This window comes from Tenacibaculum sp. Bg11-29, assembly GCF_002836595.1.
GTDB lineage: Bacteria > Bacteroidota > Bacteroidia > Flavobacteriales > Flavobacteriaceae > Polaribacter.
This window is the reverse complement of the sequence record NZ_PJBB01000003.1, coordinates 1,560,135-1,583,916: the sequence shown is the minus strand read 5'-3', so window position 1 is coordinate 1,583,916 and position 23,782 is coordinate 1,560,135. Positions and strand designations below refer to the sequence as shown.

The following is a 23,782-nucleotide window of genomic DNA, read 5'->3' as shown; positions in this document are numbered from 1 at the left end:
AAATAGCACTAACAACCCAACCTATAATTTCATAATTTAGCCATTTAAATCCCATCATTCTTTGAGGTATTTTATTGAATTAGCTTATAGAGGAACAAATTATCATGGTTGGCAAATACAACCTGACGCAATTTCGGTACAAGAAAAAATAAACAATGCACTCAGTACTATTTTAAGACAACAAATCGTTATTACAGGTGCTGGCAGAACAGATGCTGGTGTACACGCATCACAAATGTTTGCTCATTTTGATACAACTATAACTTTATCTGAAAACTTTGCTTTTAGATTAAATTCAATTTTATCAGACGATATTGTAATATTTACTGTTAAATTAGTACACAATGATGCACATGCTAGGTTTGATGCTAATAGTAGGTCTTATGAGTATAAGATATGGCTTGGTCGAAATCCATTTTTATTAGATAGCTCTTGGCAATTGTATAATCAACAGCTTAATATTCAACTAATGAATCAAGCCGCGATGATTTTATATGAATATGAAGATTTTGAATGTTTTTCGAAAGTAAAAACAGGTGTTCATACTTTTAATTGCAAAATAACGAGTGCATTATGGGTTTTGAATGGTAATGAATTAATATTTCATATTAGTGCGAATCGATTTTTAAGAAACATGGTTAGAGCTATTGTTGGTACCCTTATCGATATTGGAACTGGTAAAACCACAATCGATGACTTTAAAAACATTATAAAAAGCAAAAACAGAAGTAATGCAGGAACTTCTGTTCCGGCAAAAGGATTATTTTTAACAAAAGTAGAATACGATTATATATAGTGAGTAAAACAACAGGAAAAGCATTTGATATTAAAATTTTTGTGAGACTTATGAGTTTTGCAAAACAATACCGTACTCGGTTTATTATAGCAACAACGTCAACTATACTATTAGCGCTCTTTGCAGTATTGAGTCCTATTTTACTAATGGAAGCAATAGAAGATTTTGTTACTCATAAAGATTTAACAAGACTATTGTATTACACAATAGCAATGCTAATTGTTTTACTAATACAAGTCGTATTTCAATTTAGTTTTATTTACTATGCTAACTGGGTAGGCCAGCACATTATTAGAGATATTAGAGCTAAAACTTTTAGAAAAATTTTGAGTTTTAAAATGAGTTATTTAGATAATTCATCTGTTGGTAAACTCGTTACTAGAGTTGTTTCTGACATCGAGACAATTGCTAATTTTTTTACACAAGGTGTTTTTATGATTATTAGTGATATCTTAAAAATGATTCTTGTTATTATTGTAATGCTTTATACTAATTGGAAACTAGCTTTCATTGCGTTGGTAACTTTACCTATTTTAATTTATGCCACAAAGATATTTCAGATAGCTATAAAATCTACTTTTCAAGAAGTTAGAAATCAAGTATCAAATCTTAACGGGTTCGTACAAGAAAGAGTTACAGGAATGAATATTGTACAACTTTTTAATCGTGAAAAGATAGAGTATAAAAACTTTGTTAATATTAATGATAAACACAAGAAAGCACACGTAAAAACTGTTTGGTATTACTCTATTTTTTTTCCTATTGCTGAAATACTATCATCAATAGCAATTGGTTTAATTGTATGGTTCGGCGGAATTCAAGTTATAGAAGGTGAAGCAACAAACATTGCTGTTATTATTGGTTTTATAAAAATGGCTCAGATGTTATTTAGACCACTACGTCAAATTGCTGATAAATTTAATCAATTACAAATGGGTATTGTAGCTGGTGAGCGGGTTTTTAATGTAATTGATACAGAAAGTTCAATTAGCAAGAACGGAACAATAACTACCCAATCTCTACAAGGAAACATTTGTTTTAAAGATGTTCATTTTAGTTATATTGAAGGTGAAGAAGTTTTAAAAGGAATTAGCTTTAATGTTAAAGAAGGAAATACGATTGCCATTGTTGGAGCTACAGGTGCAGGAAAATCAACTATCATTAATTTAATAAACCGTTTTTATGAAATAAATAGTGGTACTATTTACGTTGATGACATCCCTGTAGAAAACTACGAAATAAACTCTTTAAGAAAAAAAATTGCGATTGTTTTACAAGATGTATTTCTTTTTTCTGATACTATTTTCAACAACATATCTCTAAAAAACAAAAATATATCTCTCGACGAAGTTAAAGAAGCAGCAAAAAAAATTGGTGTTCATGATTTTATTATGACATTACCCAACAATTATTACTACAACGTTAAAGAGCGCGGCGCAATGCTCTCATCAGGTCAACGTCAGCTAATAGCCTTTTTACGCGCTTACCTTAGTAAGCCTAGTATTTTAATTTTAGACGAAGCTACATCATCTATAGATACACATTCTGAGCAGATGATTCAACATGCCACTGATGAAATTACTAGAAACAGAACTTCAATTGTAATTGCACATCGATTAACAACAATTAAAAAAGCAAATACTATTATTGTTATGGATAAAGGTAAAATTGTTGAACAAGGAAATCATAATGAGCTATTAAATAAAGAATTTGGTTATTATAAAAACCTCTATGAGAAACAATTTAACGCTAAAATTACTTCGTAAATAATTTTTTTAGAAGGTTCATTATAATACATTTGTACTAATCAATCTATAAATTAAAAAATCATAAAACGATGAAAAAAGTAATTTTAACTATGTGTGTTGCTGGTGCTTTATTAGCAACTTCTTGTAAAAACGAAAAAGAAGGAGCTAAAGATGTAAAAGATACGACTGTTGAAGCTGTTGAAAAAGCTACTGAAGCAACTACTGAAGCTGCAACTAAAGTTGTAGAAGGTGCAGAAAAAGCTACTGAAGCTGTTGCTGAAGGTGCTGAAGCTGTAAAATCTGCAATCGAAGGAATAACTATTCCTGAATTTAAAGATCCTAAAGTTGGAGCATACTTACAGTCTTATACTGAGTACGCGAAATCTTATATCGACGCTAACGGAAGTGTTTCTGAAATCACTAAATTAGCTCCTAAAGGTGCTGAATTAGCTACTAAAATGAGTGCAATCGCTGGTTCTTTAGATGCTGAAAGCGCTGTTAAATTTAGCAATGTAATGACTGCTATTCAATCTAAAATGGCACCTGCTGCTAAATAATTTTAGATTTTTATAAAATTAAAAAGCTCGCAATTGCGAGCTTTTTTTATGCCGTTAAATCTTTTTCTAGTTTTGTAAATAAATCTTCTGGTGTTTTATACAAAACAAACTCACCATCTTTTATATATGATATTTCTCCGGTTTCTTCAGAAACCAATAAACAGATTGCATCTGTTTTTTCTGTTACACCAATAGCTGCCCTGTGTCTTAAACCATAACGTGATGGTATTTTTGTGCTATCAGAAATTGGCAAAACCACACGTGTTGCTACTATATAATTATCCCGAATTACAGTTGCACCATCATGAAGCGGACTATTTTTATAAAATATACTTTCTAAAATCGCTTCATTTACTAAAGCATCCATCTTATCACCATTATTAATTAAAAAATCGAGGTTATTTGTCTTCTCTATCACCAACAAAGCTCCTGTTTTCGTTTTAGACATGCTTATACAGGCTTTTAAAACTGTTTCAATGTCAATCTCTGAATTGATTTCAGTTTTTAAAAATTTTAATTGATTTAAAAAACCCCGTTGTGTAGAGAAATTAGTTGTTCCTATCATTAATAAAAACTTTCTTATCTCTTGCTGAAACACAATAATTAAAGCAATAACTCCTCCTGATAATAAGTACCCCAAAATACCACTTAACATCTCCATATTAAGTGTCTGGGTAATTTTCCAAATAATAAAAATAAAAGCAATCCCTATAACAATATTAATTGCCACAGTTCCTTTTAACAACTTATATATATAATACAACAATACAGCTACTAAAATAATATCAAGTACATCCAAAAACGAAAAATCGATAAAATCTAAATTCATTAATTATTTGAAGTTTTAGTAAAAGTAATCATTTTGCAGTAACTTTTGAAACAATCTTAATTGCTTCAACAGCTTCTTTTACATCATGAACTCTTAAAATACTGGTACCATTTAACAACGCAATTGTATTTGCTACTGTCGTTGCATTTAAAGCCTCTTTTGGCGAAATATCTAGTAATTTATGTAGCATAGATTTCCTGGAAATCCCCGTTAAAATAGGTGCTTCTAAATTTTTAAAAAGTGACAATTTTTGTAACAATTCGTAATTATGCGCTATTGTTTTTCCAAAACCAAAACCAACATCAATTACAACATCGTTTACTTTTAATTGGCGGAGTTTGAATAATTGCTCTGCAAAAAACGAGATTACTTCAGTAACCACATCTTTATAAATTGGATTTAGCTGCATATTCTGAGGTTCTCCTTGCATATGCATCATAATATAAGGCACTTGTAATTTTGCAATTAGATTAAACATTTCTTCATCCATTTTCCCTCCTGAAATATCATTAATCAATGCCGCACCTACCCTAATCGATTCTTCAGCAACGCTACTTCTAAAAGTATCAACTGAAATAATAATATCCGGAAAATTATTTACTAGTAATTCAACTACAGGTATAATCCTCTTTAATTCATCCTCTTCTGAAATATGTTTAGCTCCTGGCCGTGATGAGTAAGCTCCTACATCAATAAAAGTAGCACCTTCATCTAACATTTTTTTAGCTTGAACAAAAATTTCGTCTTCATTTTTATACTTGCCTCCGTCAAAAAAAGAATCTGGAGTAATATTTAAAATACCCATCACTTTAGGTGTAGAAAGATCTATTAAACTTCCTTTACAATTAATCGTCATCATAATAAATTTCCAAGTAAAAATAAACGAAAAGCTTGTAATATTTACTATTTTTGGACAAATACTTTTAAATAAAAAAGATGCAGAACACATCCAAACAATATGATGTCGTAATAGAAGAATGTAGGAGTTTGTTTATTAAAAAAATGAGCGATTATGGTAGTGCATGGAGAATATTAAGACTCCCATCACTAACTGATCAAATATTTATAAAAGCGCAGCGCATACGTCAGCTACAAGAAAATACAGAACGTAAAATTGATGAAGGAGAAAAATCAGAATTTATAGGAATCATCAACTACTCTATAATGGCACTTATTCAATTAGAACTTGGTGTTGCTGAGCAGCCAGATTTAAATGTAAATGATGCTACTTCTTTATACAACACACACATAAAGATTACCAAAGAATTAATGGAGAACAAAAACCATGACTATGGAGAAGCTTGGAGAGACATGAGAATTTCTTCTTTAACAGATTTAATTCTTCAAAAACTACTTAGAGTCAAACAGATTGAAGATAACCAAGGAAAAACATTAGTTTCTGAAGGAATTGATGCAAATTACCAAGATATGATTAATTATGCTATTTTTGCATTAATTCATCATTCAGAATTAGATAGTTAACTTTAAACCCCAACATATGATTTTAAAAATATTAACACACATATCAAGAGTATTAGTAGGTTTGTTATTCATTTATTCAGGATTTGTAAAATTAATTGACCCTATTGGTTCTCAGTACAAATTTCAAGAGTATTTTAGTGAAGATGTTTTAAATATGGAATTCCTAATTCCTTATACCTTACCATTTGCTATACTTTTAATTATAATCGAACTTGTTTTAGGAGTTATGCTTTTAGTTGGTTACAAACCTAAATTAACTGTATGGAGTTTATGTAGCTTAAACTTAATATTCTTATTCTTAACATGGTACTCATACGTTTACAACAAAGTTACTGATTGCGGATGCTTTGGAGATGCAGTAAAATTAACACCAAAAGAAACTTTTTACAAGAATGTAATATTTATGGTATTTATAATAATCCTTATTTTAGGATTAAAACACATAAAGCCGTTAATATCAAATAAAATTGGAGCTATAAAAACTTACGCAACAGTATTTATATCTTTATTTATAACCTATTATGTTTTACATCATTTACCTATTATCGATTTTAGAGCCTATTCAGTAGGAACAGACATTGTAAAAGCGATGGAATATACTGAAGATGGAGAAATTGGACCTATTCATGATTTTGAAATAGGAACAGAAAATGGTGATCAGTTAGAAGAAATGATAAGCAAAGATAAAGCTATGCTAATTCTAATAACTACTCTTGAAAAAGCTAATAAAGAAGGACTTATAGAAATTTCTAAAACCGCTACTAAAGCCAAATTAAAAGGTTACAGCATATACATACTAACATCAGATATTATGATGGCTGATGTAATTTATGACAACAACACAAAAAAGCTAGATGCTTTTAAAAGCAAATACAATTTGCCTTACACTTTCGGTAGCTGTGATGAAAAGGCTATTAAAACTGCAATAAGAGCAAACCCAGGGATTATAACTGTTGAAAAAGGAGTTATAGCTGGTAAATGGAACTGGACAGATACTGATGATGTTACTTTAAAGTAACCAAACAGTATTTTTAAATAATAAAACCTCGCAAATTTGCGAGGTTTTATTATTTTAGCACAAATATGAAACAATTAATACTCGTTTTTATTGGTGGTGGATTTGGGAGCGCTTTAAGATTCCTTATTGGAAAACTTTTAAATAATACTCAAACAGGTATTCCTTATGGTACTTTTACAGCAAACATTTTAGGTAGTTTGCTTATTGGTATAATTTTAGGACTAGCTGCTAAAAACGAAACCCTAACACAAAACCACACGTTGTTATTAGCTACAGGTTTTTGTGGAGGTTTTACAACATTCTCAACCTTTGCTTACGAAAATCATATCTTTTTGAAATCAGGAGACTTTGCTTCTTTTGCCTTTTACACAATTATTAGTTTTGTTTTAGGCTTTTTAGCAGTTTTTGCAGGAATCTATCTAATTAAATTTATTTAAAACATGAATCACACAACTCAATATAATTCAGAAGACAAATACGTTATTATAACTTTAAATAACGGTAAAGTCAATGCGATATCACATGAAGTAATAGACTCTTTAAATTTATTATTAGACAAAGCCGAACAAGAAGAAAAAGTTGTTATTTTCACAGGGCAATCAGGAATGTTTTCTGCTGGATATGATTTAAAAAGCATGACAGCATCCCCAGAATCTGCTTTAGATCTAGTAACAAAAGGATCTAGATTATCACACAGAATGCTATCTTTTCCTTATCCAATAATTATTGCCTGTTCAGGTCATGCAATAGCCAAAGGTGCTTTTTTATTACTTTCTGGAGATTATAGAATTGGTACTGAAGGTGATTTTAAAATAGGCTTAAACGAAGTAATGATAGGAATGACAATGCACAATGCTGGTATCGAAATAGCTAAGGGACGCTTAGCCCCTGTTTATTTTGAACGAAGTGTAAACAATTCAGAAATCTACAACCCTAAAGATGCTATTACTGCTGGTTTTTTAGATAAAATTGTTACTGAAAATCAACTATTACCTACAGCTATTAAAACCGCTTTAATGTTTTCTAAATTAAACAAAAAAGCGCATGCAGCTACTAAATTAAAGGTTAGAAAAAACTATTTAAGCGATTTAAAGAAAGCAATAGATTTAGACATAAAAAACGGATTAACACCTCCTGCTATAAAATAAAAATAGTTTTATTTCACATACGCCTTTACTCCTGCCTTTATATCAATATCTAGATAATTATCTCTGGGAGTTATAGGGCATGAATACCTATTACTATAAGCACAATAAGGATTATATGCCGTATTAAAATCAATAACTATAGTTCCTGTTTCACTTTCATCAGTAGTTAAAACATCAATAAATCGACCTCCTTCATAAGAGGTTTTCCCATTGGTATTATCTAAAAAAGGCAAAAACAAGTGATCTATATATTCCAGCTGCGGCTTCAACTCTTGGTAAATAGCTAAATCAAAATCTTTTTCATCAATAGAGAAAGAAACGATTCCGTACTTTTTATATACAGCAACCCTATCGGTTGTAGTAGGAAAACTAAATGTAGGCGCATCTGGTGTTTTAACAATTTTCGCAATTATCCTATACTTATCATCTTGCCTAAAAAAACTTAATCCTTTAAATTTTTTCAAACCCTTTTTAGTTAAAGGCGATATAGTAGCGTCCTTAAACTTAGCATTCATTTCTTTTTGAAAACTAGAGTTCCCACTATTTTTTCTTTTCTTCTGACTACTGCATGACTGAATAGTAATTATAAGAATTAACAGTAAAATATTCTTCATTAAATTTATCTTTTTAAACTTTTGGCACCTCTATTAATATAGTTCTAATAATCCACTTTCGTTTATCTGCTTCAGTTAATTATTTTTTAAACAAAAGACACCAATAAAAAAACTCGTTTTAATCAAAACTAAACACATCAAAAATACTATATTTTCATCTATTTATTCATAATCTGATGCTGTTTAACCAAGAAAACCTCTGTTTTTTATTAAAATTGCGTTAATAAATTTGATATATTAATAAAAAAATACTATATTTAGCTAAGTAGATTACATCTATAATTGATAAAAAAAGAGAAAATCAGGCTCTAAAGAACTATATAAATAAAATTTATAAATAAATAAAACAATTTGATCGTTTTATTACAAATTATAATAAAGATTAATATATATTTGTCGCCCATTTTACTTTATGATTTGGCCATTTTGTTTAAAACAAAATCAATTACCAGACTAAAATCTAAAAGATAATTTAATTAATATAAGTAAGTATTTTATGAATTCAGAATTAATTAGCAAAGCAGATGAATTTGAGCACAGAAAATTCAAATTTATTACTACTAGCGATAGAATATTAGCTTCAAGAGAAGTCAAAGCCTTAATACTAGAAATAAACGACGTATATAAAGAAACGAAAGACACGGCTCTTATGGACGCTATGAAACGATTGACAGTTGTAAAACAAAGAATTGAAAAACGATTAAAAGGTAAACCCTTAACTGCATAAATTTAGCACAACAATAAATAACGCTTTGTTGCGTTTAGTATGATGAGAAGAATAATCTTCATCAATTATTGTTCTCAATAATATTTATTCTTGATAAAAGTTCTAGTGTATAACTAGAACTTTTTCTTTTTTCATAACTATAGGCATGTAGCAAAATTATTAAAAAGCACTTTTTCAAAACAATAAAGTGAAGTAAAAAACCAATAACCTCTTCCTTTTTATTATTTTTTTTAGCAAAAAAAAATATTTTTTTTCAACTCAAAAAAAACATATACTAATAAGAATCAATCAATTAATAACCTCTTCTAAAAAAGGGTAAAAACATCACTTAAAAAAAAATAAAAAAAAGTTTGCCAGTATCCAAAAACATTATATATTTGCATCGCTTTTAAAGGCAAACAAGCCGATGTAGCTCAGCTGGCTAGAGCAGCTGATTTGTAATCAGCAGGTCGTGGGTTCGAGTCCCTCCATTGGCTCATAAACAAAAAAGTGCTAACTTAAGTTAGCACTTTTTTTATGCACATATTTTATTAAATTTGTTTCCATAATTTTATCTTAATAAAGTTCAATGAAAAATATATTTGTAATAGGAATTGCGGGAGGAACTGGAAGTGGTAAAACAACCGTCGTTAATCAAATAATAAACGAGCTCCCTCAAGATGAAGTATGTATTATATCTCAAGACTCATACTACAAACAAACAGATAATTTAAGCTACGAAGAGCGCACAAAAATAAATTTTGATCATCCTAGAGCCATCGACTTCGAATTGCTTGTTAAACATTTAAGCGATTTAAAGAGTAATAAAATCATTGAACAACCTATTTATTCTTTTGTAGCACACAACAGAACAAAAGACACTATAAAAACACACCCTCGAAAAGTTATAATTATTGAAGGTATTTTAATTTTTAACAGCAAAGAATTAAGAAATCTTTGCGATATAAAAGTTTTTGTTCATGCTGATGCTGATGAACGATTGATAAGGCGTCTACGCAGAGATATTAAAGAACGAGGTAGAGATATTGATGAGGTTTTAAGTAGGTATCAAAGCACATTAAAACCAATGCACCAACAATTCATTGAACCCACAAAAAACTATGCTGACATTATCATACCTAATGACAGATACAATACTGTAGCTATAGATATCGTTAGAACAGTAATTAACGATCGCCTATAATTATGAACTTAAAATCAATAAAAAACAAACCCTCTTTTAAAATAGCAACAAACATTTATGTTGTTATTTTAACTGTATTTGTTATATGGATGCTTTTTTTTGATGAAAATTCTTACCTTACACATAGAGAATTTAATAAAGAAATTAAAGAACTAGAAGTTTGGATAGATTACCATAAAAACAAAATTGAGAAAGACAAAGAAACCATAAAAAAGCTTCAAAACGACCTTCAACTAGAGCGTTATGCTCGTGAAAGGTATTTAATGAAAAAGGAAAATGAAGATATTTATATTATCGAATTTGATACCATACAAAAATAATGGACAATTATCTATTTAACGAATTTAGAGAAATTAGCGCTCCTGAATGGAAGCAAAAAATTCAAGTAGACCTAAAAGGAGCTGATTATAATGATACGCTGCTGTGGAAAACAGATGATAGAATTACCGTTAAACCTTTTTACACAAAAGAAGACAGAACCAACGCAAAAATAGACACCTCCGAAAAAGGGTTCGCTATTTGTCAGTCAATTTACATTGAAAACGAAGAAAAAAGTAATTCATCAGCTATAGACTCCTTAAAAAGAGGAGCTAAATCAATCGAATTTAAAGCTAAAAAAAAATTTGATTACAAAACTCTTTTAAGAGATTTAGATTTAAAAAACACAATACTCTATTTTAATTTAAAATTTATAGACGCTGATTTCACTATTAAATTATCTGACTACATAAAATCAAAAAACTGCTATTTTAATATAGATATAATTGGCAATTTAGCGAGTAGTGGTAATTGGTTTACAAATTTAACAGACGACCACAAAGAACTTGAGAGAATCGTTGATAAAACAAACAACTCTGTTTGCATAAACACCTCTGTATATCAAAATGCTGGAGCAAGTATTACACAACAATTAGCATATGCTCTTGCGCATGCAAATGAATATTTAAACCATTTCGGAAGTAAAATAGTTAATAAGATACACTTTAACTTTTCTGTTGGGAGTAATTACTTTTTTGAAATATCAAAACTAAGAGCTTTTAGAGTTTTATGGACATCTCTATTGAAAGAATACGATGTTAAAAACAATAAAACTCACTTATTTGTATTGCCAAGCTTACGAAATAAAACGCTATACGACTATAACGTAAACATGCTACGCACAACATCAGAATGCATGAGTGCTATTTTAGGCGGAGCAGATACTGTTAGCAATATTTCTTATGACGACTTTTTTCATCACTCTAATGAGTTTGGCGAACGTATTTCAAGAAATCAATTACTAATACTACAACTAGAAAGTGAGTTATCTGAAGCTCAAAATTTTGCCAATGGAGCTTACTACATAGAATCAATCACTCATCAAATTTCTCAAAACGCACTAGAAGTCTTTAAAACAATTGAAAAAGGAGGTGGCTTCTTAAAACAACTAAAAGAAGGTATTATTCAAAGAAAAATTAAAGAATCAGCGAACAAAGAACAACTAAAATTTGACTCTGGAGAAATCGTTTTATTAGGATCTAATAAATTACAAAACGATAAAGACAGCATGAAGGATGATTTAGAGCTTTTTCCGTTTGCTAAAATTAGAAATGACCAAACGCTTATTCAACCAATTATTCAAAAAAGGTTAGCCGAAAAGTTAGAACAAAAACGTTTACACGATGAGTAGAAAAGACGTATCAAAAATACAACTAGACAAAAGTCAAAATTCAAATACTGAAAACAAACAACACGAAGGCTTTATTGCAGGTATTGCACCAAACTTACGCGGCCCTTACTCTACAATGTATGTTCGTAGACCTTGGACTATTCGTCAATATGCAGGATTTTCAACAGCTGAAGAAAGTAATGCTTTTTATAGAAGAAATTTAGCCGCTGGTCAAAAAGGGCTTTCTGTTGCTTTTGATTTAGCTACACACCGTGGCTATGATTCAGATCATGAACGCGTACAGGGTGATGTTGGTAAAGCTGGTGTAGCTATTGACTCAGTAGAAGACATGAAAATTCTATTCGATCAAATTCCTTTAGATAAAATGTCTGTTTCAATGACAATGAATGGAGCCGTTTTACCTATTCTTGCTTTTTATATTGTTGCAGCAGAAGAACAAGGTGTCGCTCCAGAACTCTTGTCTGGAACTATTCAAAATGACATTTTAAAGGAGTTTATGGTACGTAACACATACATTTACCCACCTACCCCATCAATGAAAATTATTGCAGATATTTTTAAATATACGTCTGCCAATATGCCTAAATACAATTCAATCTCTATTTCAGGTTACCACATGCAAGAAGCTGGTGCTACTGCCGAAATAGAATTAGCCTACACCTTAGCGGATGGATTGGATTATATCAAAAAAGGGCTCGAGTCGGGTATGGACATTGACTCTTTCGCCCCTAGGCTATCTTTTTTCTGGGCAGTTGGAATGAATCATTTTATGGAAATTGCAAAAATGCGTGCAGCGAGAATGTTATGGGCTAAAATTGTAAAACAATTCAATCCTAAAAACCCAAAATCATTAGCTTTACGAACACATTGCCAAACAAGTGGATGGTCTTTAACAGAGCAAGACCCCTTTAACAATGTTGCCAGAACAACAATTGAAGCTATGGCTGCTGCTTTTGGCGGTACACAAAGCTTACATACAAATGCTTTAGATGAGGCAATTGCATTACCTACAGATTTTTCTGCACGTATTGCTCGTAACACACAAATATATTTACAAAAAGAAACTCATATTACTAAAACTGTTGACCCTTGGGCCGGAAGTTATCATCTTGAACAACTAACTGAAGACATAACCAGCAAAGCTTGGGAATTAATCAAAGAAGTTGAAGAATTAGGAGGAATGACGAAAGCCATTGAAAAAGGAATTCCTAAAATGCGTATTGAAGAAGCTGCCGCTAAAAAACAAGCTAAAATTGATAGCAATCAAGATATAATTGTTGGGGTTAATAAATATCAATTAGAACAAGAAGATCCCTTACATATTTTAGAAGTTGACAATGAAGCCGTACGTTTATCCCAAATCAACAGACTAAATGATATAAAATCTAAAAGAGATCAATCTAAAGTTAAAAAATCTTTATTCGATTTAACTGAATGCGCAAAATCAAATGATGGAAACTTATTAGATCTAGCTATTAAAGCAGCTAGAAACAGAGCTACCTTAGGTGAAATTTCTGATGCTTTAGAAAGTATATTCGGTCGCCACAAAGCTGTTCATAAAACTATTTCAGGTGTGTATAGTAAAGAAATAAAAGACGATAAATTATTCAAAAAAGCGATCAAACTTGCCGATAAATTTGCTGAGCTTGAGGGTAGACGACCTAGAATTATGATTGCTAAATTAGGTCAAGACGGTCATGATCGTGGCGCAAAAGTTGTTGCTACTGGCTATGCCGATTTAGGGTTCGACGTAGATATAGGTCCTTTATTTCAAACCCCACAAGAAGCTACAAAACAAGCTATTGAAAATGATGTTCATATTTTAGGAATATCTTCTTTAGCTGCTGGCCATAAAACATTAGTACCACAAGTAATTGGTGAATTAAAGAAATATGGAAGAGAAGACATAATGGTAATTGTTGGAGGTGTAATTCCTGCACAAGATTATCAATTCTTATTCGATGCTGGCGCTGTAGGAGTTTTTGGTCCTGGAACAAAAATAGCACAAGCTGCCATCGACATGTTAACTATTTTAATTGATAGTACAGAGGAGTAAAACGTTATCAATGACGCTTATTTATTTTATAATCTAAAAACAAAATAGCTAAGCGTCTTTTTTTTTTCTACAAACGTCTTTTTCTTCATTAAAGTCTTACTAATATTACATTAAAAATCAATTAAACTTGTTTTTATAATGTACTCCAATTTTGTAAACTTGCTAGAAAAGATATCTACTATCACCACTCCTTTATTATTTATTGTAATAATAATTGAATTAATATTTCTTTTTGTAGGGAAAAAAATAAAATTAAAAAAAGAAAGCCTAGTTAGCTTACTATGCCTTGCTTTTGGCACCATTCCTTACTTACTTTTCTATGCTTCTTTAGAATTAAATGTAATGAATTGGGTTTACGAAAACCTAAGAATATTCACACTTAAAAACACTTGGTATGTCTGGCTACTTGGCTTTTTGTGTTATGACTTTATGTGGTGGGTTGTGCATTACGCAGGACATAAAGTAAGAATTCTTTGGTGTATCCATGGCGTACACCACACACCAAAAGAAATGAATATGAGCGTTGCTATTAGAGGCTCTCTATTTGACTTCGTACAGTATTTTCATATACTAGCCTGGTTACCAATAATTGGACTTAACCCATACATGATTCTAACAATAGATTTATTATCTCGTCTATATGGCGTTTTCACGCATTTAAACGAAACCAGATTCAGAAAAACACCAATACTAAACAAACTACTTATTACACCAATGCTACATCGTGTACATCATTCTAGTAACAGTACTTATTTAGACACCAACTTTTCTAATGTTTTCTCTATTTGGGATCGATTATTTAAAACTTACCAAGAAGAATTAGATCATGTGAAACCTGTTTACGGAATTACAGCTGACGAAAGTAAAACAATTAATACCGAAAATGTTTTTAGTAGCCAATTTGGATTATTCAAAGACTTAATAAAAGATTTAAAATCTACCAACAGCCTAAGTAATAAAATAAAATACTTAATTATGCCTCCCGACTGGAAACCATCCCCTAACAACACTTGCAAAAAACTAGCATAAATTAAAAATAAAATCAATATCAAAAGGAAAATAAAATAAGTAGTATATTATATTCTTGTTTTCTAACTTTGTGTTTTTTTAATAATCTCGGCTATTACCTTTTCCAAAACCTAATACCGTTTTAATAATTTTTTCAAATGCAAATACAATTCATCGATAGAAAATCTGGTAATTTAATTACAGAAAAACCACCTGGTGAAGGTTTTTTAAAATTATTATACAATAATCCGTTTGGAAAAATGGCTATCTTACCAATTGCCAAGCGTAAATTCCTATCAGCTTGGTACGGCAAAAAGATGAACAAACTAGGTTCTGTAAAAAAAATACCTTCTTTTGTAAAGCAATTAAATATTAATATGACTGAGGCTGAAAAGTCTATTTCAGATTTCACTTCATTTAATGATTTTTTCTATCGAAAATTAAAACCAACAGCAAGACCTATTGAAAATGGGTTTACTTCCCCTGGTGATGGAAAAATGTTAGCTTTTGAAGATATATCAGACATTCATAACTTTTTTGTAAAAGGACGACAATTTACACTAAAAGAGTTTTTAGGCAGTCACGAGTTAGCTAAAAAACACAAAAACTCTTCTTTGATTATTTTAAGACTAGCTCCAAATGATTACCATCGCTATCATTTCCCGTTCGCTGGAACGCCTTCTCAGATGATAAAAATAAAAGGGGATTATTTTTCTGTTTCGCCATATGCATTAGCATCAAACTTTACTAAAGTTTTTTGTGAAAACAAACGTGAATACTGCATTTTATCAACTAAAGAAAAAGGGGATATTATAGTAGCGCCTGTTGGTGCCACAATGGTAGGAACAATTATCGAAACTTTTAAACCACACCAATCAGTAAAAAAAGGTGATGAAATGGGGTATTTTGCTTTCGGAGGCTCAACAATTGTATTACTTGCTGACAAAAACAAGCTAAAAATTGATTCAGACATTATTAAAAACACCAAAAATCGTATTGAAACTTTTGTTAAAATGGGAGAAAAAATAGGTTTATAACACATTTAATTTTAACGATTCCTTTCTTTTAAAAATGACAGAAATCATAAAATTATTAGCGCATTAATACGTAAATTTGCCAAGTTTTACACTTAGCAGATTTACAGATGAAAAAAATCTTAGATATTCTTTACTCTACCCGCTTAACGGCTGTTTTATTTTTATTATTCGCCGTAGCTATGGGAGTCGCAACTTTTATAGAAAATGATTTCGGAACACAAACCTCAAAAGCTTTAATTTATAATACTTGGTGGTTTGAATTGATAATGCTATTTTTTGTTGTCAATTTTTTTGGAAATATTTTCAGATACCGTTTATTCAGAAAAGAAAAATGGGGAGTTTTACTCTTTCATACTTCTTTTCTACTAATTTTAATTGGTGCAGGTGTTACTCGTTACATCAGTCATGAAGGAATTATGATTATTGACGAAGGAGAAACTACCAATACTTTTTTTTCGGATACTAATTATTTGAATGTTATTGTAGACAATAATAAGTTTCAAAAAGAAACAAATAACGAATTATTACTTTCTGCATGGGGTAGCAATTCAGCTAAGTTTACGGAGACATTTCAACCCAATAAGAATGAAACACAACATAACATTACGTTTAAACTAGTTGAATATATTCCATGGTCTGAAGAGAAATTAGTGCTCGATGAAAATGGAGTTGAACATTTGTTTCTAGTTGAGAGTTCAAGCGGAAGCAGACATGAACACTATATAAAAAGAGGTACAACCCAAAATATTCATAACATACTTGTTAGTTTTGATGTAAAAGAAAATAATGCTTCTGTCAATTTTTTCTATGAAGATGATAATTTAAAAATGGTCTCTAAAGATAATGGTGATTGGCTTCGAATGTCTGATCAAAAAAGAGGGCAAATTGTTAAAGATAGTGCGCAACATTTTCAATTTTTAACACTTCATACTATAAAAGGATTACAATTTGTTATCCCTAAATCTCCTGAAAAAGGAATTATGAAAACACTTTCAGGAAAAAAAGACGATAAAAAGTACGACACCGTTATTTTTGATGTTACTGCTAATGGAGAAACAAAAAGGGTTGATTTTTATGGAGGTAAATTTAATGTTGATAATATAGAAGAGTTTAATTTAGGTGACTTAAATTTTAGGGCTTGGTATGGTGCTAAAAAATTACAAATACCTTTTAATGTAAAATTAAACGATTTTCAATTAGAAAAGTACCCAGGCTCAGAAAGTGCAGCAGCTTATGCTAGTGAAATTACTGTTATAGAAGAAAAAGAAACTTTTGATTTTAGAATTTTCATGAACAATATTTTAGATTATAAAGGCTACAAATTATTTCAATCTAGTTATAAAATTGATGGTGAACATGAACAGACTCACCTCTCTGTAAATCACGATTTTATAGGTACTTGGATTACTTACATTGGGTACTTCTTGTTATTCTTTGGCTTAATCTGTATTTTATTTATTAAAAATACTCGTTTCGATGATTTAAAAAAAGCCTTAAATAAGGTAAAAGCAAAGAAAGCAAGTTTATCAGTAATCATATTATTTTTCTCTTTGAATACAATTGGTCAAGAGCATGAGGCTCATAAACCAAAACAATTTTCAGAGTCACAAATAGATTCTATTTTAACAACCAACAAAGCAAGCTTAGAGCATACGACTAAATTTAGTTCTTTAGTAATACAAGATGTTGGAGGAAGAATGAAACCCACACATACTTTAGCTTCTGAATTACTTAGAAAAGTAGCACACACCAATAATTTTAAAGGGTTGAATCCTACACAAGTTTTGCTTTCTATAACAGAGATGCCAATGCTTTGGTTAAATGTTCCTTTTATTTATTTAGAAAAAGGAAACACACAAATAAGAGAACTTCTTGGTGTATCGAAGGATACTAAGTATGCTAAATTCATTGATTTCTATGATGATAAAGGGACTTCTATAATAGGCAAACGAGTGGTAGAAGCTCAAAAGAAAAAGATTAAAAGTAAGTTTGATACAGACATCATTAAAATTGAACAAAGGGTTTGGTTATTATCTCAAACTTTAGGTGGTGGCTTGCTAAGAATATACCCAATACCTAATGATAAAAACAACAAATGGGTGTCACAGCCAGAAACATTAAATGCGGGTTTTAAAGGAACAGACTCTGTATTTGTTCGCCAATCACTACCTGTTTATATGCAACTTTTACAAAGTTCAAAAAAATCAGGAAATTATACTGAAACCAATAAGGTTTTAGACGGAATTAAAAAATTTCAAAAGAAATTTGGGAAAGAAGTATATCCTTCTGAAGATAAAATTGAATTAGAGATTGCATACAATGAATTCAATGTTTTTAATCGATTAATTAAGTATTATGGATTATCAAGCATCCTTTTAATTATCTTTTTAATAACTCAAATTCTTTCATCTAAAAAATGGATTAATTATATAGTAAAAGGTTTAATTATTTTTATTATAGCTTTCTTTATTCTACATACTTTAGGACTACTTTCTAGATGGTACATTAGCGGAAGTGCTCCTTGGAGTAATGCTTATGAAGCAATTGTATTTGTTGCTTGGGCAACTATGTTATTTGGCTTGTTACTTGGTCGAAAATCAACACTAACAATAGCAGCTGCTACTTTCATTACAGCTATTACCTTGTTTTTTGCAAGTCTGAATTGGTTAGATCCAGAGATAGCAAATCTTCAACCTGTATTAAATTCTTGGTGGTTAAAAGTCCATGTTTCTATTATTGTGGGAAGTTATGGACCGTTTTCTCTAGGAATGATTTTAGGTGTTTTCACTTTATTCTTAATGATTTTCACAAATTCAAAGAACAAGAAGAAAATGGATCTTCATATAAAAGAACTAACAATTATTAACGAAATGTCTATAACTGTTGGATTGGTAATGTTAACCATAGGTACCTTTTTAGGAGGTATGTGGGCTAACGAAAGTTGGGGGCGTTACTGGGGATGGGACCCTAAAGAAACTTGGGCATTAATATCAATCATGGTGTATGCATTTGTTTTACACATGCGTTTAATCCCAGGATTAAGAGGTCGTTATACTTTTAATCTTTGGTCTATTATTGCTTATGCATCTATAATGATGACTTTTATGGGAGTAAACTTTTATTTATCTGGGTTACATTCATACGCTAGTGGAGATAAGGTAATCACTCCTACTTCAGTTTATTACTCAATTGCTTTTGTTTTTATTTTAGGTTTATTTGCTTGGTTTAAATATAAAAAGTTTTATAAAAAATAAACATATTAATATTTTAACAGAAAGATGTACTTTTGTGCATTGATTAAAAAGAAAAACATGTTCAATAAAAACATAAAGTTAGTTATAGCCGCAATCATAGCCTTGTGGGGAGTTTATGAATTTACTCAAATTCATATTATGAATGGAATTTCTATTCTTTTACTTGCTGGTCTTTTCGTATTTTTTTACTTTAAAAATGAATTCATTTTACTTGCATTCATGCAATTACGTAAACAAAATTTTGAAGGTGCTAAAAAATGGTTAGATTATATAAAAAACCCATCGACTGCTTTAATTCAAAAACAAGAAGGCTATTATAATTACTTACACGGAATTATGCTAAGTCAAACTAATATAACCCAAGCAGAAAAATTCTTACGTAAATCTGTTAAACTAGGTTTAGCAATGGATCATGACTTGGCAATGGCTAAATTACAACTGGCAGGAATAGCTATGACTAAACGCAGAAAACGTGAAGCTACAAACTTAATGGCTGAAGCAAAAAAGTTAGACAAACACGGTATGCTAAAAGAACAAATGCAAATGATGAAGCAGCAGATGAAGAAAATTTAATTTTCCTTATTTATTGTTTTTAAACTTTAACTGAAAAGAATGCGAAAGAAACTGGTTTTAAAAGCTTTTGAAAAATATGCTTCACGATGGGTCGTTTTAACTATAGATATCATTTTGATATGTATCTCATTTATTTTAGCATATACTGTTCGTTTTAATGCTAGTTTGAATTTTGATATTGAAAACTTATATTATCAAATTCCTTTTATTGCTTTTATTGCCCTCATCAGCTTTCTTTCTGTTGGTTCATACCGAGGTATCATTAGACACACAGGAACTCGTGATGCTTTTAATGTATTTGTTGGTGTGACTTTACTTTCAATGATTACAATTAGTATTGTTTTAATTAACACTACTTTTAAAATAATTCCAAGTTTTACTATTCCTAAAGCTATTGTAATAATACATTATTTAATATCTATTCTGGTTTTAATTATCAGCAGATATGTTTTTAAAGCTTTTTTTGAGATCATGTCTACAGAATTAAGTACCATAACTAATGTACTCATTTACGGTGCAGGTAATTCTGGACTAATTACCTACGGAGCACTAAATAGAGATACGAAAAACAAATACGAAGTAATTGGTTTTGTTGATGATGACGAAAAAAAAATTGGTAAAAAAATTGATCGAATTAAAATTTATAACGGTCAAAAAATAGATAAAGATTTTATCACGAGTAAGCACATTAATGAAATTATAATTTCTATTCAAAAAATAAAACCAGATAAACTTCTTTACTTAACAGACAAGTTATTACAATTAGGTGTAAAAGTTAAAATTGTACCTCCTCTCTCCAAATGGATTGATGGTGATTTAGAAGCTAATCAAATTAAAAGTATTAAAATTGAGGATTTACTTGATAGAAAACCAATTTTAATTGATAACCCTATAGTTAAAAGAGATGTAAACAATAAAGTTATTTTAGTAACTGGAGCTGCTGGATCAATTGGGTCTGAAATATCAAGACAACTTAGTTTATATCAACATAAACAACTGGTATTAATCGACCAAGCTGAATCTCCTTTATATGATTTACAACAAGAACTTCTTCAAAAAGGAAGAAAAAACATCACTTTTATAGTAGCTGATGTTAGAGATACTGTAAGAATGTCTCTAATATTTAAAGATTATAAACCTCAAAAGGTTTTTCATGCAGCTGCCTATAAACATGTACCATTAATGGAGACCAGCCCTTACGAAGCTGTAAAAATAAACATAGCTGGCACAAAAAACATAGCAGACTTATCCATAAAAAATAATGTTGAACGTTTTGTTATGGTTTCAACAGACAAAGCTGTAAACCCTACCAATGTTATGGGAGCAACTAAACGAGTAGCTGAAATGTACATTAGTTGCTTGAGTAATTCTAACGATCATAATACTAAGTTTACGATAACTCGTTTTGGTAATGTTTTAGGATCTAATGGCTCTGTTATCCCTCTTTTTAAACGTCAAATTGAAAACGGTGGTCCTTTAACTGTTACCCATAAAGAAATTACTCGTTACTTTATGACAATTCCTGAAGCATGTAGTCTGGTACTAGAAGCTGGAACCATGGGTAATGGTGGAGAAATATATATTTTTGACATGGGTAAATCTGTAAAAATATATGAAATTGCTAAGAGAATGATTTATTTATCTGGTTTAAATTTCCCAGACGATATTGATATTAAAATAACTGGTTTACGTCCTGGTGAAAAATTATATGAAGAGCTTTTAGCTAACGGAGAAGACACAGCTCCAACATATCATGAAAAAATAATGATCGCTAAAAATCTACAAATAAACGCTCTTGCTATAAGCAATAAAATTAAAGACTTATGTGACTCTAACAAAGATCATAATAATGAAAAAATAGTACAATTACTTAAGATAATTGTCCCTGAATACAAGTCGAAAAACTCAATCTATGAGCAATTAGATAATATTCAATAAAATATAATATTTAATGATTTTAATAGCAGATGGGGGCTCTACGAAAGTAGATTGGATTCTTCTTAACGCCAATAAAGAAGAAATTTTCAGGATTAACTCATTAGGTTTAAACCCTGCTGTTCTTAATGAAAGTGAATTACAAAAGAGAGTTGATAGTATTTCTAAACTCTCAAAAGTAAAAGAAAATGTAAAAAAAATTTACTTTTATGGAGCTGGTTGTGGTACTAAAAAAGCAGTTGCTGTTTTATATAAAGTGTTACAATTAAATTTCACAAATGCACAAATAATTATTTCTGAAGATATGCTTGCCGCTGTCTATGCATGTACTCCAAAAGAACCTGGAATTGTTTGTATTTTAGGTACAGGCTCTAATAGTTGCTATTATGACGGTTATAAAGCTAATAAACTCGCTCAATCATTAGGATATACAATTATGGATGAAGCTAGTGGTAATTATTTTGGAAAACTACTACTTAGAGACTTCTATTATAAAAAAATGCCTGAAAGTATCGCTAAATCATTTGAGGAAGAGTTTAATCTTAATGTTGATTTCGTTAAAACAAATTTATACTTAAAAGCAAATCCTAATATGTATTTAGCTTCATTTGCTAAGTTTATGTTTGATTATAAAAATGAAAAATATATTAATAAATTAATAAAAAAAGGTTTTCGAAAGTATTTTAAATATCAAGTACTACCCTACAATAAAGGAAAGGAAACTTCTATCTATTTTATCGGTTCAATTGCATACTATTTTAGAGATATACTAAAAAAGGTAGCTTTAAAAAATAATTTGGTTATTACTGACGTAATCCAACGTCCAATTGATAACCTGGTAAGATTTCATCAAAATAATAATTTTTAACACAACTCAACAACTCTTTCTAAAGCCATACTTCTTGACCCTTTAATAAAAATAGTGCTTTCTTGTAAAGGTTCATCTAAAAGGTATTTTTCTAGTTCTAAAAAAGTTTTAAATTTTTTATATTTCGTTATTGTTTTATTGAAGTTTTCTCCTACAAGAATTAAATTATCAAACTCAAGTTTTGCAACTAAATCTACAGTTTTTTGATGCTCATCAGCACTAAAATCACCTAACTCAAACATATCACCAAGAATAACTGTTTTATGAGCTCCTTTATACATTTTAAAGCTATCTAGTGCTGCTTTCATACTTGTTGGATTTGCATTATATGCATCTAGTATAATTGTATTCCTCTTTGTCTTTATAATTTCTGAACGGTTATTTGAAGGAATGTAATTTTCTATAGCTTCTTTTATATTCTCTTCAGAAATATTAAAATGATTACCAATGGTAATAGCTGCTGATATATTTGAAAAATTGTATGAGCCAATTAAGTTACTTTGAATTTCAACGGATTTAAAAGATAATTTAACAAACGGGTTTACTTCAATAAAAAGAATAGATTCTTCAAATAAAACTATATCAGCTTTTTCTGTTTTCTCTAATTGAATTGTGTCGCTAGGGTTTACAAAAATTAGTTTTTTATTTCTGATTAAAAAAGTATATAATTCAGATTTTGCTTTTATTACCCCATCTAAAGAACCAAAACCTTCTAAATGTGCACTACCAAAGTTAGTGATATATCCAAAATTAGGTTTTACCATATTTGATAAAAAAGCGATTTCTTTAGCATGGTTTGCCCCCATTTCTATAATACCTATTTCAGTCTCTGAATTCATAGATAACAAGGTTAATGGTACTCCAATATGGTTATTTAAGTTACCTACTGTTGCTCTAGTATTATACTTTGACGATAATACACTATTTATAAGTTCTTTTGTTGTTGTTTTACCATTACTACCAGTTAAAGAAATAATAGGTATATCTAGAAAATCACGATGAAAACTTGCTAATTCCTGAAGTGTTCTTAACACATCATCAACCAAAATTATATTCTCTGACGTTTTAAATTCTAATTCATCAACAATCGCAAATTTTGCCCCTTTAATTAAAGCTTCTTTTGCAAATTTATTACCATTAAAGTTATTTCCTTTTAATGCAAAAAAAATAGTATTTTTTCTTATCCTCCTTGTATCAGTATCAACTAAACAATGTTGAGTATATAATTTATGTAAATCCGCTATCTTCATATTGTAAAAATAAAAAACCTCATTGAAATT

At 30.0% G+C, this 23,782-nt stretch carries 22 protein-coding genes and 1 tRNA gene; 19 read left to right on the top strand and 4 right to left on the bottom strand.

Features of this window, described 5'->3' with window-relative positions; all coding sequences use genetic code 11:
• Positions 1–61 precede the first annotated feature (61 nt).
• The 3 genes from truA to CXF68_RS07035 all read left to right on the top strand — a co-directional run bounded on the left by truA (position 62) and on the right by CXF68_RS07035 (position 3,101).
• Positions 62–796, top strand: coding sequence for a tRNA pseudouridine(38-40) synthase TruA (gene truA, locus CXF68_RS07045; protein ID WP_101043646.1), 735 nt, complete (start codon positions 62–64; stop codon positions 794–796).
• A gap of 50 nt (positions 797–846) precedes the next feature.
• Positions 847–2,562: an ABC transporter ATP-binding protein gene (locus tag CXF68_RS07040; RefSeq protein WP_369800479.1), complete on the top strand. Its 1,716-nt coding sequence runs from the start codon at positions 847–849 to the stop codon at positions 2,560–2,562.
• Positions 2,563–2,633: 71 nt separating this feature from the next.
• On the top strand, positions 2,634–3,101 hold the full coding sequence (locus CXF68_RS07035; protein WP_101043642.1) for a hypothetical protein: 468 nt from the start codon (positions 2,634–2,636) through the stop codon (positions 3,099–3,101).
• 46 nt (positions 3,102–3,147) lie between these two features.
• Here CXF68_RS07035 and cdaA read toward each other — a convergent pair whose 3' ends face one another.
• Together cdaA and folP are read right to left on the bottom strand one after the other, a co-directional pair.
• Positions 3,148–3,930 carry a diadenylate cyclase CdaA gene (cdaA, locus tag CXF68_RS07030; RefSeq protein ID WP_101043640.1) on the bottom strand — a complete coding sequence of 261 codons (783 nt, stop codon included), beginning with the start codon at positions 3,928–3,930 and terminating at the stop codon, positions 3,148–3,150.
• A gap of 28 nt (positions 3,931–3,958) precedes the next feature.
• On the bottom strand, positions 3,959–4,786 hold the full coding sequence (gene folP, locus CXF68_RS07025) for a dihydropteroate synthase (protein WP_101047398.1): 828 nt from the start codon (positions 4,784–4,786) through the stop codon (positions 3,959–3,961).
• 80 nt (positions 4,787–4,866) lie between these two features.
• Between folP and CXF68_RS07020 the strand changes: the two genes are divergently transcribed.
• From CXF68_RS07020 to CXF68_RS07005, 4 genes are all read left to right on the top strand, one after another.
• On the top strand, positions 4,867–5,412 hold the full coding sequence (locus CXF68_RS07020) for a DUF1599 domain-containing protein (RefSeq protein ID WP_101043638.1): 546 nt from the start codon (positions 4,867–4,869) through the stop codon (positions 5,410–5,412).
• Positions 5,413–5,428: 16 nt separating this feature from the next.
• Positions 5,429–6,430, top strand: a complete 1,002-nt coding sequence (locus tag CXF68_RS07015) for a MauE/DoxX family redox-associated membrane protein (RefSeq protein ID WP_101043636.1) — start codon at positions 5,429–5,431, stop codon at positions 6,428–6,430.
• A gap of 65 nt (positions 6,431–6,495) precedes the next feature.
• Positions 6,496–6,867 (top strand): fluoride efflux transporter CrcB, encoded by a 372-nt coding sequence (gene crcB, locus CXF68_RS07010; protein ID WP_101043634.1) that lies wholly within the window; start codon positions 6,496–6,498, stop codon positions 6,865–6,867.
• Positions 6,868–6,870: 3 nt separating this feature from the next.
• A complete protein-coding gene (locus tag CXF68_RS07005; RefSeq protein WP_101043632.1) occupies positions 6,871–7,578 on the top strand; it encodes a crotonase/enoyl-CoA hydratase family protein in 708 nt (235 codons plus the stop codon).
• Positions 7,579–7,586: 8 nt separating this feature from the next.
• Here CXF68_RS07005 and CXF68_RS07000 read toward each other — a convergent pair whose 3' ends face one another.
• A complete protein-coding gene (locus tag CXF68_RS07000) occupies positions 7,587–8,192 on the bottom strand; it encodes a DUF1684 domain-containing protein (RefSeq protein ID WP_101043630.1) in 606 nt (201 codons plus the stop codon).
• A 496-nt stretch (positions 8,193–8,688) separates the two neighbouring features.
• Here CXF68_RS07000 and CXF68_RS06995 point away from each other — a divergent pair, with 496 nt between their 5' ends.
• The 12 genes from CXF68_RS06995 (at position 8,689) to CXF68_RS06940 (ending at position 22,502) form a co-directional block, all read left to right on the top strand.
• Entirely contained in the window at positions 8,689–8,919 is a 231-nt protein-coding gene (locus tag CXF68_RS06995; protein WP_028888642.1) for a hypothetical protein, read from the top strand.
• Positions 8,920–9,321: 402 nt separating this feature from the next.
• A tRNA-Thr gene (locus CXF68_RS06990) sits at positions 9,322–9,395 on the top strand.
• Positions 9,396–9,496: 101 nt separating this feature from the next.
• The gene (gene udk, locus CXF68_RS06985; RefSeq protein ID WP_101047396.1) at positions 9,497–10,102 is read left to right on the top strand and encodes a uridine kinase; all 606 of its coding nucleotides are present in this window, start codon (positions 9,497–9,499) and stop codon (positions 10,100–10,102) included.
• Between the two features lie 2 nt (positions 10,103–10,104).
• A complete protein-coding gene (locus CXF68_RS06980) occupies positions 10,105–10,422 on the top strand; it encodes a septum formation initiator family protein (protein ID WP_101043628.1) in 318 nt (105 codons plus the stop codon).
• Positions 10,422–11,771: a methylmalonyl-CoA mutase subunit beta gene (locus CXF68_RS06975; RefSeq protein ID WP_101043626.1), complete on the top strand. Its 1,350-nt coding sequence runs from the start codon at positions 10,422–10,424 to the stop codon at positions 11,769–11,771. The genes CXF68_RS06980 and CXF68_RS06975 overlap by 1 nt, the downstream gene beginning before the upstream one ends.
• Complete coding sequence (gene scpA / locus CXF68_RS06970) at positions 11,764–13,827, top strand: methylmalonyl-CoA mutase (protein ID WP_101043624.1); 2,064 nt, start codon at positions 11,764–11,766, stop codon at positions 13,825–13,827. The genes CXF68_RS06975 and scpA overlap by 8 nt, the downstream gene beginning before the upstream one ends.
• Positions 13,828–13,965: 138 nt before the next feature.
• Positions 13,966–14,856, top strand: coding sequence for a sterol desaturase family protein (locus CXF68_RS06965; RefSeq protein WP_101043622.1), 891 nt, complete (start codon positions 13,966–13,968; stop codon positions 14,854–14,856).
• A gap of 137 nt (positions 14,857–14,993) precedes the next feature.
• The gene (asd, locus tag CXF68_RS06960; RefSeq protein WP_101043620.1) at positions 14,994–15,872 is read left to right on the top strand and encodes an archaetidylserine decarboxylase; all 879 of its coding nucleotides are present in this window, start codon (positions 14,994–14,996) and stop codon (positions 15,870–15,872) included.
• A gap of 107 nt (positions 15,873–15,979) precedes the next feature.
• The gene (gene ccsA, locus CXF68_RS06955; protein ID WP_101043618.1) at positions 15,980–19,126 is read left to right on the top strand and encodes a cytochrome c biogenesis protein CcsA; all 3,147 of its coding nucleotides are present in this window, start codon (positions 15,980–15,982) and stop codon (positions 19,124–19,126) included.
• A gap of 57 nt (positions 19,127–19,183) precedes the next feature.
• Complete coding sequence (locus CXF68_RS06950; protein WP_101043616.1) at positions 19,184–19,699, top strand: hypothetical protein; 516 nt, start codon at positions 19,184–19,186, stop codon at positions 19,697–19,699.
• A 39-nt stretch (positions 19,700–19,738) separates the two neighbouring features.
• On the top strand, positions 19,739–21,637 hold the full coding sequence (locus tag CXF68_RS06945) for a nucleoside-diphosphate sugar epimerase/dehydratase (RefSeq protein WP_101043614.1): 1,899 nt from the start codon (positions 19,739–19,741) through the stop codon (positions 21,635–21,637).
• 13 nt (positions 21,638–21,650) lie between these two features.
• Positions 21,651–22,502: an N-acetylglucosamine kinase gene (locus CXF68_RS06940; protein ID WP_101043613.1), complete on the top strand. Its 852-nt coding sequence runs from the start codon at positions 21,651–21,653 to the stop codon at positions 22,500–22,502.
• Here the strand turns inward: CXF68_RS06940 and murF are convergent.
• A complete protein-coding gene (murF, locus tag CXF68_RS06935; protein WP_101043611.1) occupies positions 22,499–23,752 on the bottom strand; it encodes a UDP-N-acetylmuramoyl-tripeptide--D-alanyl-D-alanine ligase in 1,254 nt (417 codons plus the stop codon). The genes CXF68_RS06940 and murF overlap by 4 nt on opposite strands.
• Positions 23,753–23,782: the final 30 nt, after the last annotated feature.

Bases quoted from the DNA above. Each gene is read 5' to 3' on its own strand.
- CXF68_RS07040 (WP_369800479.1), top strand. From the start codon at position 847: ATGAGTTTTGCAAAACAATACCGTACTCGGTTTATTATAGCAACAACG.
- CXF68_RS07035 (WP_101043642.1), top strand. From the start codon at position 2,634: ATGAAAAAAGTAATTTTAACTATGTGTGTTGCTGGTGCTTTATTAGCA.
- cdaA (WP_101043640.1), bottom strand. From the start codon at position 3,930: ATGAATTTAGATTTTATCGATTTTTCGTTTTTGGATGTACTTGATATT.
- folP (WP_101047398.1), bottom strand. From the start codon at position 4,786: ATGACGATTAATTGTAAAGGAAGTTTAATAGATCTTTCTACACCTAAA.
- CXF68_RS07020 (WP_101043638.1), top strand. From the start codon at position 4,867: ATGCAGAACACATCCAAACAATATGATGTCGTAATAGAAGAATGTAGG.
- CXF68_RS07015 (WP_101043636.1), top strand. From the start codon at position 5,429: ATGATTTTAAAAATATTAACACACATATCAAGAGTATTAGTAGGTTTG.
- crcB (WP_101043634.1), top strand. From the start codon at position 6,496: ATGAAACAATTAATACTCGTTTTTATTGGTGGTGGATTTGGGAGCGCT.
- CXF68_RS07005 (WP_101043632.1), top strand. From the start codon at position 6,871: ATGAATCACACAACTCAATATAATTCAGAAGACAAATACGTTATTATA.
- CXF68_RS07000 (WP_101043630.1), bottom strand. From the start codon at position 8,192: ATGAAGAATATTTTACTGTTAATTCTTATAATTACTATTCAGTCATGC.
- CXF68_RS06995 (WP_028888642.1), top strand. From the start codon at position 8,689: ATGAATTCAGAATTAATTAGCAAAGCAGATGAATTTGAGCACAGAAAA.
- CXF68_RS06980 (WP_101043628.1), top strand. From the start codon at position 10,105: ATGAACTTAAAATCAATAAAAAACAAACCCTCTTTTAAAATAGCAACA.
- CXF68_RS06975 (WP_101043626.1), top strand. From the start codon at position 10,422: ATGGACAATTATCTATTTAACGAATTTAGAGAAATTAGCGCTCCTGAA.
- scpA (WP_101043624.1), top strand. From the start codon at position 11,764: ATGAGTAGAAAAGACGTATCAAAAATACAACTAGACAAAAGTCAAAAT.
- CXF68_RS06965 (WP_101043622.1), top strand. From the start codon at position 13,966: ATGTACTCCAATTTTGTAAACTTGCTAGAAAAGATATCTACTATCACC.
- asd (WP_101043620.1), top strand. From the start codon at position 14,994: ATGCAAATACAATTCATCGATAGAAAATCTGGTAATTTAATTACAGAA.
- ccsA (WP_101043618.1), top strand. From the start codon at position 15,980: ATGAAAAAAATCTTAGATATTCTTTACTCTACCCGCTTAACGGCTGTT.
- CXF68_RS06950 (WP_101043616.1), top strand. From the start codon at position 19,184: ATGTTCAATAAAAACATAAAGTTAGTTATAGCCGCAATCATAGCCTTG.
- CXF68_RS06945 (WP_101043614.1), top strand. From the start codon at position 19,739: ATGCGAAAGAAACTGGTTTTAAAAGCTTTTGAAAAATATGCTTCACGA.
- CXF68_RS06940 (WP_101043613.1), top strand. From the start codon at position 21,651: ATGATTTTAATAGCAGATGGGGGCTCTACGAAAGTAGATTGGATTCTT.
- murF (WP_101043611.1), bottom strand. From the start codon at position 23,752: ATGAAGATAGCGGATTTACATAAATTATATACTCAACATTGTTTAGTT.